Origin of the sequence: Pasteurella atlantica (assembly GCF_963693435.1) — a bacterium.
Lineage (GTDB): Bacteria > Pseudomonadota > Gammaproteobacteria > Enterobacterales > Pasteurellaceae > Phocoenobacter > Phocoenobacter atlanticus.
The window spans coordinates 433,964-450,682 of the sequence record NZ_OY856306.1 but is presented as its reverse complement, the minus strand read 5'-3'; the positions used below and the strand labels follow the sequence as shown (position 1 = coordinate 450,682).

12 protein-coding genes are annotated in these 16,719 nt (G+C 36.2%); 3 read left to right on the top strand and 9 right to left on the bottom strand.

Annotated features, from left to right (window positions below):
- Nucleotides 1-24 precede the first annotated feature (24 nt).
- The 3 genes from glgC to U9966_RS02115 all read left to right on the top strand — a co-directional run bounded on the left by glgC (nucleotide 25) and on the right by U9966_RS02115 (nucleotide 5,424).
- On the top strand, nucleotides 25-1,332 hold the full coding sequence (glgC, locus tag U9966_RS02125) for a glucose-1-phosphate adenylyltransferase (protein ID WP_306347269.1): 1,308 nt from the start codon (nucleotides 25-27) through the stop codon (nucleotides 1,330-1,332).
- Nucleotides 1,333-1,444: 112 nt separating this feature from the next.
- Nucleotides 1,445-2,872, top strand: a complete 1,428-nt coding sequence (gene glgA / locus U9966_RS02120) for a glycogen synthase GlgA (RefSeq protein ID WP_306347268.1) — start codon at nucleotides 1,445-1,447, stop codon at nucleotides 2,870-2,872.
- Between the two features lie 89 nt (nucleotides 2,873-2,961).
- A complete protein-coding gene (locus U9966_RS02115) occupies nucleotides 2,962-5,424 on the top strand; it encodes a glycogen/starch/alpha-glucan phosphorylase (RefSeq protein ID WP_306347267.1) in 2,463 nt (820 codons plus the stop codon).
- A 103-nt stretch (nucleotides 5,425-5,527) separates the two neighbouring features.
- On the opposite strand, the gene dnaJ is transcribed toward U9966_RS02115, so the two are convergent.
- The 9 genes from dnaJ to U9966_RS02070 form a co-directional block, all read right to left on the bottom strand.
- Complete coding sequence (gene dnaJ, locus U9966_RS02110) at nucleotides 5,528-6,652, bottom strand: molecular chaperone DnaJ (protein ID WP_306347266.1); 1,125 nt, start codon at nucleotides 6,650-6,652, stop codon at nucleotides 5,528-5,530.
- A gap of 128 nt (nucleotides 6,653-6,780) precedes the next feature.
- Complete coding sequence (gene dnaK / locus U9966_RS02105; protein ID WP_306347265.1) at nucleotides 6,781-8,691, bottom strand: molecular chaperone DnaK; 1,911 nt, start codon at nucleotides 8,689-8,691, stop codon at nucleotides 6,781-6,783.
- A gap of 337 nt (nucleotides 8,692-9,028) precedes the next feature.
- A complete protein-coding gene (locus U9966_RS02100; protein ID WP_306347264.1) occupies nucleotides 9,029-10,267 on the bottom strand; it encodes a beta-ketoacyl-ACP synthase in 1,239 nt (412 codons plus the stop codon).
- A 9-nt stretch (nucleotides 10,268-10,276) separates the two neighbouring features.
- On the bottom strand, nucleotides 10,277-11,005 hold the full coding sequence (gene fabG / locus U9966_RS02095; RefSeq protein WP_306347263.1) for a 3-oxoacyl-ACP reductase FabG: 729 nt from the start codon (nucleotides 11,003-11,005) through the stop codon (nucleotides 10,277-10,279).
- 15 nt (nucleotides 11,006-11,020) lie between these two features.
- Nucleotides 11,021-11,464 carry a hotdog family protein gene (locus U9966_RS02090; RefSeq protein WP_306347262.1) on the bottom strand — a complete coding sequence of 148 codons (444 nt, stop codon included), beginning with the start codon at nucleotides 11,462-11,464 and terminating at the stop codon, nucleotides 11,021-11,023.
- Nucleotides 11,457-12,677: a beta-ketoacyl-ACP synthase gene (locus tag U9966_RS02085; protein WP_306347261.1), complete on the bottom strand. Its 1,221-nt coding sequence runs from the start codon at nucleotides 12,675-12,677 to the stop codon at nucleotides 11,457-11,459. Before U9966_RS02085 ends, U9966_RS02090 begins: the two co-directional genes overlap by 8 nt.
- Nucleotide 12,678: 1 nt before the next feature.
- A complete protein-coding gene (locus tag U9966_RS02080) occupies nucleotides 12,679-13,170 on the bottom strand; it encodes a hypothetical protein (protein ID WP_306347260.1) in 492 nt (163 codons plus the stop codon).
- A 9-nt stretch (nucleotides 13,171-13,179) separates the two neighbouring features.
- On the bottom strand, nucleotides 13,180-14,418 hold the full coding sequence (locus U9966_RS02075; RefSeq protein ID WP_306347259.1) for an NAD(P)/FAD-dependent oxidoreductase: 1,239 nt from the start codon (nucleotides 14,416-14,418) through the stop codon (nucleotides 13,180-13,182).
- Between the two features lie 21 nt (nucleotides 14,419-14,439).
- The gene (locus tag U9966_RS02070; protein ID WP_306347258.1) at nucleotides 14,440-16,716 is read right to left on the bottom strand and encodes an MMPL family transporter; all 2,277 of its coding nucleotides are present in this window, start codon (nucleotides 16,714-16,716) and stop codon (nucleotides 14,440-14,442) included.
- Between the last annotated feature and the right edge of the window lie 3 nt (nucleotides 16,717-16,719).

Here is a 16,719-nt window from a genome sequence, read left to right as displayed (position 1 = left end):
ATTTAATGGAAATAAGGAGTAACTATGAGTAGTATGACAAAATCCCCAAATAAATACGAAGTGGTAAAAGACACATTAGTACTTATTTTGGCAGGTGGGCGAGGTTCTCGTCTTCACGAACTAACAGATAAACGAGCAAAACCAGCACTTTATTTTGGAGGTAACCGCCGTATTATTGATTTTGCATTATCTAATTGTATTAACTCGGGATTAAACCGTATTGGTGTAGTAACCCAATATGCTGCCCATTCCTTATTACGTCATTTACAACGTGGTTGGTCATTTTTACCACAAGAAAAAGGTGAATTTGTCGATATGTTGCCAGCTCGTCAACAAATTGATAATTCAACTTGGTATCGTGGTACGGCTGATGCGGTTTATCAAAATATGGCAATTTTACGTAATCATTATCGCCCCAAATACGTATTAATTTTGGCAGGGGATCATATTTATAAACAAGATTATAGTCAAATGTTACTTGACCATATTTCAAGTGGTGCAAAATGTACGGTTGGCTGTATTGAAGTTGATCGTAAAATTGCATCTGAATTTGGTGTGATGGCGGTTGATGAAAATTTAAAAGTAAAATCTTTTGTAGAAAAACCAGAAAACCCACCAGCAATGATTGGCAGACCTGATATTTCATTAGCATCAATGGGAATTTATGTGTTTGATGCCGACTATTTATATGAAGTATTAGAAAAAGAGGTTGAAACGCCTTACACTTCTCACGATTTTGGTAAAGATATTTTGCCTCGTACTTTAAAAGAAGGTGTATTGTACGCCCATCCGTTTAGCCGTTCTTGTATGGGACGTAATACTGAAGGTGAAATTTATTGGCGTGATGTGGGTACATTAGATAGTTTCTGGCAATCAAATATTGATTTAGTTTCTGAAAACCCACAACTGGATATTTATGATCAACGCTGGCCAATTCGTGGTAATCCAATTCAGACCTATCCATCTAAGTTTTTTTATAAGAAATCAGATAGTAAACCTGTAGATAATTCATTAATTGCTGGTGGTTGTGTGATTACTGATGCAGGTATTAGTAATTCTGTATTATTTGACCATATTACTGTAAATGAAGGTTCAATGGTTGAGTACTGTGTTGTTCTGCCAGAGGTCACTATTGGTAAGAACTGTACATTAAGAAATTGTATTATTGATCGTAATGTAAATATTCCTGATGGTACAGAAATAGGATTAGATTTGGAATCGGATCGTCAGCGTTTTAGAGTGAGTAGTACAGATAAGGTAGTATTAGTCACTAAACCTATGATTGAAAAGTTACTAGGTAAAGAAGTGATTCATGAAGAACACTTAGATTAAAGTAAATGTGACTATTTATTGTAATAGTTAATTTTGTAGAGGCAGGGTAGGATATTATCTGCCTCTACAATACTAATTTTTATTAGTATTGTATATTGAAAAGGATAATTAAATGAGAGTTTTACACGTTTGTTCGGAATTATATCCACTGTTAAAAACTGGTGGGTTAGCCGATGTTCTTGGAGCATTGCCCTTTGCACAAAAAGAAATTGGTATTGATGCAAGAGTAGTATTACCAGCTTATCCTGCAATTATTGCAGGTATAACAAACACTGTTATTGTTAATGAATTTGATAATTTTGCAGGGCATATCATATTACGTTACGGTGAGTATAATGGTATTGGTGTTTATTTGATTGATGCACCCCATTTATATGCTCGTGAAGGCAATCCTTATTATGATGAAAATTACAATGATTATCTTGATAACTACAAACGTTTTGCATTACTAGGCTGGGTAGGGGCAGAGTTAACAACAGGTTTAGACAGCTGGTGGAAAGCTGAGGTGGTACACGCTCATGATTGGCACGCAGGTTTAACCAGTGCTTATTTAGCTCATAAAGGTCGCCCTGCAAAATCCATTTTTACTATTCATAATCTGGCTTATCAAGGTAATTTTTCTGCAGATCATTTATATGAAATTGGATTACCAAGTGAAATGTTTAATATCAATGGATTAGAGTTGAATGGGCAAATTTCTTATTTAAAATCAGGACTCTATTATTCTGATAAAGTAACAGCGGTGAGCCCAACTTATGCAAAAGAGATTACAACGTCAGAATTTGGCTATGGATTAGAAGGTTTGCTTGCAACATTAGAGCAACAAGGTAAATTATTTGGTATTTTAAATGGTGTAGATGAAAATATTTGGCATCCAAATAATGACCCATACATAAAAGATCATTATAAACTTAAATTTATGACCAAGAAGCGTAAGAATAAAGAAAAGCTACAATCTTATTTTAATTTACCACAGCAAGCTGATGCATTGTTATTTGTAATGGTTACACGTTTAACTGAGCAAAAAGGCGTAGATTTAGTTGTTGATAGTGCCGAAGAAATTGTTAAACAAGGTGGGCAATTAGTTATTTTAGGTTCTGGTGCAACAGAGTTAGAGCAGAATATTAATGAATTAGCTATTCGTTATCCAGAAAATATAGCGGTTAGAATTGGTTATGATGAGGCATTATCACATTTGATTATTGCGGGTGGCGATGTGATTTTAGTACCAAGTCGTTTTGAACCTTGTGGGCTAACTCAATTATATGGTTTAAAATATGGTACTTTGCCATTAGTTCGCTCGACGGGTGGATTGGCGGATACAGTAGTGAATAGTACATCGGAAAATATAAAAGCTCGTACAGCAACAGGTTTTGTTTTTGATGATGCTAGCTCAGAAGCATTAAGCCAAGCAATTTGCAATGCATTCACATTATGGCAAAAACAACGTTTATGGTTTAGTGTTAGAACTGTAGCAATGGAGCAAGATTTTGGCTGGAAAATATCTGCTAAACATTACCAACAATTGTATCAGTCTTAGTAAAAAGATAAAAAGCGTTTTATTTTTAGCATAAAAAAGTATAGTATCTGCTCTTTTATGTATATTAGTATTTGGAGTAAAAGCAAATTATGACAAGAGATATTCAGTTTCCTTTTTTATATGATCATTTAAAAGATAACTCAGAAACGTTAAAAAATATGATCGTTTATAAGTTGATTTTTCTAATCGGACGCTCGCCTGAAGAGGCAAGTCAAAGAGATTGGTTAAATGCAACGTTATATGCAGTACGAGATTTAGTCACAGAAGGATGGATTTCTACTGCACATCAAGCTAGAAGTAAAGAAACCAAACGAGTTTATTATCTTTCTATGGAGTTTTTGATAGGACGTACTTTATCTAATGCTTTAATTGCTGAAGGAATATATGAATTAACAAAAGAAGCATTGGCTAAATTAGATGTTGATTTAGAAGATGTATTAGAAAAAGAAGTTGATCCAGGATTAGGTAATGGTGGATTGGGTCGTTTAGCAGCTTGTTTTATGGATTCTATCGCCACTTTAGGTATTCCAGGAATGGGGTATGGTATTCGTTATGAATACGGTATGTTCCAACAAGTTATTGATGATGGACGCCAAGTTGAAACGCCAGATGCTTGGCTTGAAAAAGATGCCCCTTGGGAATTTATTCGTCCTTCTAAACGTTTTAATATTCGTTTTGGTGGACATATTTATTTTGAAGGTAAAAAATGTATTTGGAAAAATGATGAAGAATTAACTGCTTTGGCGTATGATCAAATGATCCCTGGTTATCAAAATGATTCAGCTGCAACTTTACGTTTATGGAGTGCAAATGCAGGGGATACTTTTGATTTAAGTGATTTTAATAAAGGTGACTACTTCGGAGCGATAGAAAAACGTTCAGCGATCGAAAATGTTTCTCGAGTACTTTATCCTGATGATTCGACTTGGGCAGGAAAAGAATTACGTTTACGTCAAGAGTATTTTTTAGTTTCAGCATCACTACAAGATATTTTAAAACGTCATAAACGCACACATAAAACATTAGATAATTTGGCAGATAAAATTGCTATTCATTTAAATGATACTCATCCAGCTTTAGCAATTCCTGAATTAATGTATATTTTAATTGATCAAGAAGGTTATGAATGGGAAGATGCGTGGAAAATGTGTTGCAGTATATTTTCTTATACTTGTCATACCTTAATGTCTGAGGCGTTAGAAACTTGGCCTGTAGAAATGATGGCAAAAATCTTACCTCGTCATTTACAAATCATTTTTGAAATTAATGAGCATTTCTTAGATTACGTAAGAGCAAATGTGACTTCGGATGATGATTTCATTCGTCGAGTTTCACTTATTGAAGAAGGGCATTATAGAAAAGTGAGAATGGGATGGCTATCTGTTGTTGGATCACACAAAGTCAATGGTGTAGCAGCCATTCATTCTGACTTAATGGTAAGTTCTACTTTTGCTGATTTTGCTCGTATTTATCCAGAGCGTTTCACTAATGTTACAAATGGTATTACGCCTCGTCGTTGGATTGCTGTGGCAAACCAAGATTTATCTGCACTATTTGATAAATATATTGGTACAGAGTGGCGACGTGATTTAGGACAACTTGAAAAATTAAAAGAGCACCTTCACGATTCTGAACTTAAACAAGCGATTCCACAAATTAAACGAGCCAATAAAGAGCGTTTAGCAAATTATGTTAAAAAAGAGTTAGGCATTGAACTCGATCCAGATGCTTTATTTGATGTTCAAGTAAAACGTATTCACGAATATAAACGTCAAATTTTAAACGTATTACATATTGTTACTCGTTATAATGAAATGATTGCTAACCCTGAAAAAGATTGGACACCAAGAGTGTTTATTCTCGCAGGTAAAGCCGCATCAGCTTATTATGCAGCGAAACAAACCATTAACTTAATTAATGATGTTGCAAAAGTGATCAACAATGATGAACGTTTAAAAGGTCGCTTAAAACTTGTCTTTATCCCGAACTACAGCGTAAGCCTTGCACAAATTATTATTCCTGCTGCAGATATTTCAGAACAAATATCTCTTGCTGGAACAGAAGCATCTGGAACAAGTAATATGAAGTTTGCATTAAATGGTGCATTAACATTAGGTACACTCGATGGTGCGAATGTTGAAATCTTAGAGAATGTAGGTGAAGATCATATTTTTATTTTTGGTAATACCGTTGAGCAAGTTGAGACACTACGTGAAAATGGCTATCGTCCTTTTGAGATTTATCAGTCTGATGAGCAACTACGTACTGTTATTGATCAAATTGCAAATGGAAGTTTCTCACCTGAAGAGCCTAGTCGTTACCAAGATTTATTAAATGGATTAAAATCTTACGATTATTATCAAGCCTTTGCTGATTTCAGAAGTTATGTTGAAACACAGAAATTAGTGGATCAAAAATATCAAAACCAACAAGAATGGGTTGATAGTGCATTACAAAATATTGTGAATATGAGTTTCTTCTCATCAGATCGTACAATTGCAGAATATGCAGAAAAAATTTGGAAGACAACACCATTAATATCAAAAAAGTAGAGATATTTAAATAATCAAAATCGCTCTAAGATAAAAATCTTAGAGCGATTTTTTTATAATATGACAGAATAATATGATTATTTACCTTTAATTTTTTATTAAATTACTTACCTAGCGTATCAAAAAAACGTTTTACGCCGTCAAAAAAACCATCGTGTTTTGGGCGATGTTTTTTATGCCCTTCAAGGGTTTCTTCTAATTTTCTAAGTAACTCTTTTTGCTCGTCCGTTAATGAAACAGGAGTTTCAATGGTCACTTTACAAATTAAATCACCTGCATACCCACCACGAGGAGACACTACACCTTTACCACGCACTCGGAATAATTTCCCCGTTTGGGTTTCTGCTGGTATTTTTAATTTTACTCGGCCTTCAAGGGTTGGTACTTCAATTTCACCACCAAGAGCCGCCATTGTAAAGCTAATCGGTACTTCACAATAAAGGTTTGAACCATCACGTTCAAAAATATCGTGTGGTTTAACGTGAATGACAACGTATAAATCGCCCGCTGGTGCACCATTCTCTCCTGCGGCACCTTCACCAGATAAACGTAATTGATTGCCTGTATCCACTCCCGCAGGAATAGAAACTGAAAGGCTTCTTGGTTTATTAACTCGCCCTTCACCATAACAAGATTTACATTTTTTCTCGATTTTCTTACCGCTTCCATTACAGCTTGGGCAGATGGCTTCGGATACAAAGAAACCTTGTTGACGGCGAATTCGTCCATTACCGTGACAGTGCGAACAGGTATATACTTTAGAGTCTTTCTCAGCACCACTACCGTGACAGTTATCGCATTGCACAAGCGTCTGAATGCGAATATCTTTTTTTACACCTTTAACGGCTTCTTCAAGAGTAATTTCAAGGTTATATTGCAGATCATCGCCACGCACTACGCGTGAACGTCCACGACCACCGCCGCCGAACATTTCGCTGAAAATATCTTCAAAGCCACCAAAACCACCCCCGAATCCACCTGATCCGCCACCAAACCCGCCTTGTTCAAAGGCTTGATGACCGTATTGATCGTACATTGAGCGTTTTTCTTGATCGCCTAACACTTCATAGGCTTCTTTGATCTCTTTAAATTTTTCTTCTGCTTCTTTACTGCCTTGGTGTTTATCAGGGTGGTGCTTGGCTGCCAAACGTTTATAGGCTCGTTTGATCTCTTGCTCACTCGCCCCTTTGTTTAAACCAAGGATTTCGTAATAATCTTTTTTTGACATTGTTTTGACCTAATCATAAGCGGTTAGATTTTTATAAAAATTTGCAAATTTTATCTAAAATATGACCGCTTGTTTTATACGGTAAAGGGGCGTATTTAATACGCCCCTACAATTTGAATTAAATAAAATTATTTATCTTTTACTTCTTCAAACTCTGCATCAACAACATCGTCGTCTTTTTTCGCAGATGATTGCTCTTGACCTGCACCTTGTTGAGCTGCTTGTGCCTGAGTTTGGGCTGCTTGCATTAAAGGTTCTGCCGCTTTCACTAATGCTTCAACTTTTGCATCAATTTCAGCTTTGTCTTCACCTTTAGCCGCTGTTTCTAACTCTTTTGCAGCTTCTTCAATTTTTGCTTTATCGTCAGCACTGATTGCATCGCCTGCTTCTTCAACCTGTTTACGAGTTGAGTGAACTAAGTGATCTGCTTGGTTACGCGCTTGAACTAACTCTTCAAACTTACGATCTTCTTCCGCATTCGCTTCTGCATCACGTACCATTTGTTCAACTTCTTCATCACTCAAACCACTTGATGCTTGAATTTTGATTTGTTGCTCTTTACCCGTATTTTTATCTTTCGCAGATACGTTGATGATACCGTTCGCATCAATATCAAAAGTTACTTCAATTTGTGGCATACCGCGAGGTGCAGGGTTAATGCCTTCAAGGTTGAATTGACCTAATGATTTATTTGCTGACGCTTGTTTACGTTCCCCTTGTAACACGTGGATTGTTACCGCACTTTGGTTGTCTTCCGCTGTTGAGAACACTTGTGATTTCTTCGTTGGAATCGTGGTGTTTTTCTCAATTAACGTAGTCATCACGCCCCCCATTGTTTCAATACCTAATGATAATGGGGTTACGTCTAATAATAATACGTCTGTTACATCGCCTGCTAATACACCGCCTTGAACCGCTGCACCGATTGCCACTGCTTCATCAGGGTTTACGTCTTTACGTGGTGCTTTACCGAAGAACTCTTCTACTTTTTTCTGTACAAGAGGCATACGAGTTTGTCCACCCACAAGGATGACATCGTTGATTTCAGACACGCTTAACCCTGCGTCTTTTAATGCGATTTTGATTGGCTCTAATGATTTCGCCACTAAATCTTCTACTAATGATTCTAATTTCGCACGAGAAATGGTAATCACTAAGTGTTTAGGACCTGTTGTGTCCGCTGTAATATAAGGTAAGTTTACTTCGGTTGATTGTGCAGAAGAAAGCTCGATTTTCGCTTTTTCAGCGGATTCTTTTACACGTTGCATTGCCATTGGGTCGTTGCGTAAATCAATGTTTTGATCTTTTTTGAACTCATCAACTAAGTAATTGATTACACGGTTATCGAAGTCTTCACCACCTAAGTGAGTATCCCCGTTTGTCGCACGCACTTCAAACGTTTGCTCGCCATCAAAGTTATCCATTTCGATGATTGATAAGTCAAATGTACCACCACCTAAGTCGTAAACAGCTACAATTTGGTTTTCTTTTTTGCTGTCTAAACCGTAAGCTAATGCCGCGGCTGTTGGTTCATTGATGATACGTTTTACCTCTAAACCTGCGATACGACCTGCGTCTTTGGTTGCTTGACGCTGTGCATCGTTAAAGTATGCAGGCACAGTGATAACCGCTTCTGTTACTTTCTCGCCCAAGAAATCTTCTGCTGTTTTTTTCATTTTTTTCAATATTTCAGCAGAGATTTGTGGTGGTGCTAATTTATCATCATTTACAGAAACCCAAGCATCGCCATTATCAGCTTTAACAATGCTAAATGGCATAATACCAATATCACGTTGTACTTCGTTATCTTCAAAACGACGACCGATTAAACGTTTGATTGCAAATACGGTATTTTTTGGATTTGTGATAGCTTGACGTTTTGCTGGTTGTCCAACTAAAGTCTCTTTATCTGTATAAGCGATGATTGAAGGTGTTGTTCTTGCCCCTTCTGCATTCTCAATTACACGTGGCTTATCGCCATCCATTACCGCTACACAAGAGTTAGTTGTTCCTAAGTCAATACCAATAATTTTTCCCATTTTTATTCTCCAATAAGATTTTAAATTTTTAAATGTTACAAAAAAGAGTGAGGGTTTGATTCCTCATCCTGACGTTCTATTAAATAGGGGTTAATTTTTGAGGATCAAGGGTAAAATGAAAAAAATTTTAGATTTATTGTAATTTTTTGCATAAAAGGTAGATACGAGGTTAAAAAGTTTATTGAAGCCTTATTTTATTAAACTCTTATATTGTTTAATAAAATGGCTTCAGTATTTATATTGATTGTATATTTGTTGTGAGCAAAAAACAATTTTAAGTGAGAGTGACTAGATTTAGTCATTTTTGTAAATTCTTAAAAAGATCATACCGCTTTAACTACTCTTTCCAGCGTTTAAAAATCAACGATGTATTTACACCACCGAAAGCAAAGTTATTATTCATTACATAATCAGTATGAATTTCTCTACCTTTTCCAATAATGTAATCTAACTTACCACAACGCTCATCAATATTTTCAAGATTTAAGGTTGGAGCAAACCAGTTATCACGCATCATTTCAATAGAAAACCACGATTCTAATGCACCACAAGCACCAAGTGTATGCCCTAGATAACTTTTCTGTGAGCTTAATGGAATTTGACCAAAGACGGTTTCTGTTGCGAGTGTTTCTGCAATATCTCCTTGTTCTGTGGCAGTGCCGTGTCCACTTACATAGCCAACTTGTTGTGGTTGTAAATTAGCATCTTTTAAGGCTAATTCCATACAACGTTGCATTGTATCTTTTTGTGGGCGAGTAACGTGAGAACCATCACTATTTGCACCATAACCTACAATCTCTGCAATAATGTTAGCACCGCGAGCTTTAGCGTGTTCAAGTTCCTCTAATACAAAAATACAACCGCCTTCGCCAATCACTAATCCATCACGGTTTTTATCATAAGGACGTGGGGTTTTATTTGGATTTTCATTATTACGGCTTGCCGCATAAAGAGAATCAAAAACATAAACTTCTGAAAAACAAAACTCTTCGCCACCGCCAGCGAGCATTGTATCAATCAATCCATATTTAATAGACTCGTAGGCATAACCAATCGCTTGAGAACCTGATGAGCAAGCACTTGAAGTAGGGATAATTCGTCCTGTAAGTCCGAAAAAGATCCCAATATTTGCAGCTGTGGTATGTGGCATCATTCTGACGTAAGTATTTGCATTAAAGCCATTTGATTTACCTGTTAATAATAGCTCGCCAATATCGCCGATATCTTTAGGGCTACCCGCAGAAGAGCCACAGGCCACGCCCATTTTTCCTGTTTGATATTCTGGTAGAATCTTATCGTCTTTTAATAATCCTGCATTTTCAAGGGCAAGTTCAGCAGCATTAGTACAAAATTGGGCAACTTTTCCCATTGAACGTAGTTGCTTGCGTGTCCAATGTTTTGGTGGGGTATAATTTGGAATTCTTGCACCAAGTTGTGCTTCTAATTCAGGGAATTTATCACTTACATCAATGAATTCGACGGCATTTTGTCCCTTTTTAAAAGCCGTTTTAACATCTTGCCAATTATTCCCAAAGGCGGTGATACTTCCAATTCCTGTGATTACAACTCTTCTCATTTTATTCTCCTAACACAATCCGCCATTAACAGGGATAACTTGACGAGTAATATAGCCCGCTTTCTCGTCCATTAAAAAATTCACAGCGTGAGCGACTTCTTCTGGTGTTCCCATTCTTGAAACTGGGATCATTTTTAATATTTCATCAATAGGGACATTTTCATCTAAAATATCGGTATCAATTAAACCTGGGGCAACACAATTTACGGTTATTTTGCGTTTTGCTAATTCAATTGCAAGAGCTTTTGCGGCACCAATAATCCCCGCCTTAGATGCACTATAATTGACTTGACCACGATTTCCAATCAGCCCTGAAACCGAAGTAATACACACAATGCGTCCTGCTTTTCTACGACGAATCATCGGCATCATAATTGGGTGTAATACATTATAAAACCCATCTAAATTAGTACGTAAAACCGTATCCCAATCTTCATCTGTAAGAGCTGGAAACGCATTATCTCGTGTTAATCCTGCATTTAATACTACGCCATAGTAAGCACCAAATTGCTCTACATCGGCGAGTAGTTTTTCTGCGGTTTCGGCGCGATTACTTACATCAAATTGTAAAATTCTTGCATTTCTTCCCAAAGATTTGACCGCTTGTGCCACTTGTTCGGCTTCTTCAATACGACTACGGCAATGTACAACAATATCAAACCCTGCTTGAGCTAAATTTAATGCAATTGCTTTACCAATCCCTCTGCTTGATCCCGTAATTAAAACACTTTTTGTCATTATTATTCCTTATTTTTATTCTTTTGGGCTAAATACATTTAATGCTGCTTCAAGTAATACCTGATTGGTTTTTTTATCAATAAGTTTACAATCAAATACACTAAATCCCGTTGCATCTTGAATAGACATTTTTGCTTTTATGATTAAGGTTGTGCCTATTGCAATTTCCTGACTATGAATAGTTAATTTACGTGTGCCTAATAGATAGCCTAAACGAACTGGCTCATTTGCAAGAGTACTCATACAACCAGACCACGCACCAACAGTTTGTGCCATAATTTCAATGCCTGAATAGGTTGCAAATTGGTTATGCTTAATCAGTAAATTATCCGCTTTGATAGTGCTTTCAGCAATGATAAAATCATCGCCAAAATCACAAATTTTATCTAATAGCACCATCTCTCCACTATGAGGTAATAGCGGTTCAACATCGTAGATTGGGCAGTTTAATTTAGTCATTTTGCTCTCCCAAAATTAACACGCTATTATTTCCGCCAAACGCAAAAGAGCTACTTGCAGCAATACGTCTCGTTTTTTGCCACTGAGTATTGTGAGTAATGGCAATATTAGGTAACTGAGGATCGGTTTGTTGATCCCATAATTGAGTTGGTAAATTACCTTCTGGATTGTAAGAGCGATTTATCATTCCCCAAGAAATAGCGGCTTCCACAGCACCTGCTGCTCCGAGTGTGTGTCCAGTATAAGGTTTTGTTGTAGTACAAGGAGTATAATCGCCAAAGACTTTTGCAATAGCGATACTTTCCATTTGATCGTTATGAACAGTACCAGTACCGTGTAAATTTACCCAACCGATATCCTCTGGATCTAATTGTGCGGATTTTAAGGCTTCCTCAAATGCACAAATTGCCCCTTTTCCTTCTGGGTGTGGCGATGACATATGGTAGGCATCGCTGCTTGAACCATAACCTAAAAATGCAATTGCTTGTTCTTCTAACTTTTCTTTTGTCATTACAAAAACAGCTGCACCTTCGCCAATATTGATCCCCTCTCTATTTTCAGAGAAAGGATTTGTTCGATTTGATGCAAGAACAGAAAGTGAGTTGAAACCACTAATGGTTAAAGGCGAAAGTGTATCAACACCGCCACAGATAACGGCATCACATAGATCACTCTTTAATAATCTAGCGGCACTAATTAAAGCTCTCGCACCTGATGTACAAGCAGTTGAAATACCATAGCATAAACCTTGTAATCCATATTGATGAGCGACAAAATCGGCAGGAGCAGAAAATAATTGTTGATGATGATTAAAAGGTATTTTAGCCCAATCATTATTTTTAACAGCTTGTCTAAAAACAGGAATATTTTCATCCACACCTGTGGTTGAAGTACCTATCACAACAGCAATTCTTTGTTTACCAAATCGAGAAATTACTTGCTCAATTTGAGGTTCAATTTGTTGTAAAGCGTGCCAAAGAAGTTGATTGTTTCGGCTATGATGTTGTGGATCAAGATTTTCATCAAATTCACGCAATGGCTGATTTATCGCACCAAAAAATTGTATTTTCCCTTCAATTTGATGTTCATTAAAAATAGCTTTTGATTTTTCAATCGGCGAATTTCCACCAGCAATTAACCGTTGGATATGCTCTTTAATTCCATTACCTAATGCAGTTACAATTGCAGGGGTGCTTAAAAATAGTTGCTCCACTTTATCCTCTATTGATTTCTTCTACTTTCCAATAGCTATTATCTGCTAGCGTGATGTAAAGAATATGTTTTTTTTGTGAAATTTTCCATACTTTTTTGTTTTTTATCCAATAAATCTGACCACTTGATGTTCTCTGAATTTGACTAAAATTCAGTAGTGGCTGGTTTGGATTTAATCCTGTTGCAATCGCATAAAAAAGCTGTTGAGCTTGGCTATTTGGCATAATAAAACCATCATTTTGCCAACCTTGTTTAGACAACAGCACACGAGCAATAGGCGAACCAAGTGGATCAACCTGAACCCATCGCCATTGCTCGTTTTCAAACTGAATGGAAAGTAAACTGCTTCGGATAATATTATTTTTATTGTCTTGTTGTTCTATTTTAAATAAACGACTGTCTTGTGCTTGTTTGGGTAAATCAATAACTTTAAAAGAGCTAGAACACGCCGTAATAAATAATATAACGAAAATAAAGCAGTATTTTTTTAACATTGAGTATTCCTATTCATCTTGTGTTGCTGTGCCACATAATCCAGCTAAGGCAGCGAGCCTTTGCGTTGATTTGTTTACTAATGGATTTTCAGTATCCCACGCATAGCCTGCCAAAATAGAAGAAATCATTTGACGAATTTCTGGCTGTGGATTTCTTGCATAGATCACATCTTGGAAACTGTAATCATACCAACCTAGCACATAAGTTCTAAACGCATTCACGCCAATCATCAACGGATCTGCAAATTCTTGTTGCCAATTAACCGCTTCGCCGTTTAGCTGACGAGTAACCAAATGGCAAGCTAAATGCGCAGAGTGTAATGCAATCGTTACCCCAGATGAAAATACAGGATCTAAAAATTCAGCCGCATTGCCCAACAAGGCAAACTGTTTTCCATATAAAGCTTTGACGTTAGCAGAATAGCCACAAATTTCACGATAAGGTACGTCATTATCCCAATTTGCATTATTTAAAATACGTTTTAACATCGGACATTCAAACACAAATTGTTTTAATACCGCTTCACTATCGCCCTCTAAAATCTCTGGCAATCCAACCACACCAATAGAACAACGATTATCCGCAAAAGGAATTAACCAAATCCACACATCTCGATGAATTGGGTGAGTGGTAATCAAAATTTTATTACGGTCAAATTGAGGATCGATAATATTGTCATCAATATGGGTAAATTTAGCGATACGAGCAGGTAAATGAGAGGGCTGTTCTAAGTCTAATAAGCGAGGTAAAACACGTCCATAGCCACTTGCGTCTAACACAAATTTAGCTTGTAATTGATATTGTTCGCCACTTTCTTTTTTCACATCTAATAAGGCAAATTCGCCATCATTATTGAAATTGATCAATTCATCGCCAAAGCGAACATCAACGCCTTTTTTGATGGTTTCATCAATTAAAATTTTATCAAATTTATCACGGCGAACTTGAAATGTTGTACCAGCACCAGCGGTAAATTTATCCGTAAAATCAAAATGAGTATAACGGTTTCCCCAAGTAAAAGCCGCACCATTTTTAAATTGAAAACTAGGTTCTTTATTAACCGCCTCAACAAGCTCAGCTTCTTTTAAGATTTCCATACAATAAGGCAATAAACTTTCGCCAATCACAAAGCGAGGAAAATGTTGTTTTTCCAAAACACAAACATTCAAGCCTTGTTTTTTCAATAATGATGCAGAAACCGAACCAGAAGGTCCAGCACCGATAATCACAACATCAAATTGTTCCATTTTTATCTCCTAATATAAAATTTATTTTAAAATTCGTAACGTAATTAAAATACTCATCGCAATGCCAATGCTAACACTCATTCCAAAACTTGCCACGGCAGGTGTTGAGCTTAATCCTAGTAAAATAAAAGAAATTAAGGTTGTTGTACCAGCCAGTGAAATCGCAAAGGCTTTCTGTTTAAAAGACTCTTTTACTGTGAGCATATAGGACGTGTAATCAATACCTATGGCGGACACTAACAACAAACCAAACATTGTAAACAAGCTTATAGGCATTGCTAACCAACCAAAAATACCTATAGTTATAATAATCGCAGATAAGGGAATAACTAATATTTTTGTGGTATTTTTAATGCCAAAAAATCGATAAAGTAATAAAAAAGCCAGTATGAATGAGCATAATTTTAACCAAGCTGCTTGATCACGAGTTTGCTCAAATGCCATATTTAATGAGGTTCTTTTATCCTGCCAAAAAATATCTTTGTCATTGGTAAGCGGTAATATTTTTTGTATATTTTGCAAATTTGAGATTTTAATGATAGACGCGACTTTTTGTGTATCTAGTTTTCCTAAATATAAAGTTCTCCGAGCCTTGCCTAAATCGGTATTCAATGCTTGGTAAAGTGAAACCTCTGGTGTTTGTTTAAGGGTTGCGATTGCTTTTTGAATATTCTCTAATGGAATACCAATCTGTTCAAAAATCGCGTAATCCTGTGGCTTCATTTGAGTAAATAGTTCAACTATTTTTCGTTGTGTGTGAGCCGTTGTTACCCACTGCGTTAAAGATTGAAAATCGGTAATTGATTGTTCTTTTACCAATTGATTGAGTTGTTCTGTGAGTTTTTGATCTTTTCGTAATAAATCATCATCGTTATCCGCAATAATTAACAGATATTGACTACCGAAATTAAAACCTGTGATTGTGGCAATCTGCTGGGCTTGTTGTAACATTGCTGGCGGTAAAGCAACCCATTGGCGAATATCATCTTGCCATTTACTTTTATAAATCCCTACTGCGACAAAAATAATAGCAAAAATTAGCCCCATTTTTTCTATTTTAGTTGGAATAGAAATAGGTAAATTTTGCAATAAAAATGTCCGCTTATGAGCTTGATAATTTGTAAAAAATGTCGGTAAAAACAAAACTGTACTTAAAATTGCACTCACTAATGCCATTGCGGAAAAAAGTGCGGTTTGTTGTAACACTGGTAATGAAGTAAAAGCTAATAAGAGGTAGCCAATTAAGGTAATGATTAAACTGATGAAGAAAGGAAAACGCAGTTTATCCATTTCTTTTTGCGGATTCCAATCTTTATGAAAGCGTGACGAAGCGAGCCAGTGCAATGGAAAATCAATCAATACGCCGATTAAACTTGTACCAATCACAATGGTTAAGATATGAATTTGTCCAAACCAGAGAACCGTTGTAGCAATACCTAATAGTAATCCTATTCCAATAGGTAAAAAAAGCCATAATGAACGAAATGATCTAAATACCACTAATAATAGTAACAAGGTTAAACTTATGCCTAAGCTACTCATTAAAGTCATTTCTGTTTCAGCTTGTTGCTTTGCATTTGCGGCAAAAAGTGCAGAGCCTGTGCTAATAAGTTGCGCTTTTTGAGTTTGGGCTAATTGTTCACTTTGTTTAATTAACCTTAATAAGGTTTTATTTGGATTGATAAAACTATGCTGTGTGAGCGTTGCGTGTAATAAGACCCACGTTTTATGGGACTGTTTGACATAAAGCATTCCATTTTCACTGTTATATTGTACCGCTGAACTTATTTGTGATTGCGGTAGAACAAAACGTCCTAAGCCTAGCCAGTCTTGTTCTAAACTTAAAATATTATTTTGTGAAAAAGGATCAACAATTTGTTGAGCATATTGATTGAAATACGCTTGTGGATTTTGTTGTAATTGTTGTTGAATATGTTTGGGTAAGGTTGCTAATTTGAGATAATTAACTTCTTTTCTAAGTTTTGCTAAATCAGGTGTTGTCTTTAAATTTACATCGGAAAAGAGCTGGCTTTGTTGCCATAATTGAGCAATTTGTTCTGCTGTTTTAAAGACATTATGATCATCGCCTCCAACGAGTGCAACGATTTGTTGATTTAGCTGTTTTTCTTGTAAAGCATCCGCTTGTTTTTGTTCTGTTGTCCAACTTTGATTTGTAGGTAAAAGTGCTTTTAAATCCGTTTCTAACCAATGTCCATTTTTGACGAAAAAAGCAAAAAAAATCAGCACCAAGATAATAAAAAGTGAGTATAGATAACGATAAGCGGTGTGATTTTTCATTAT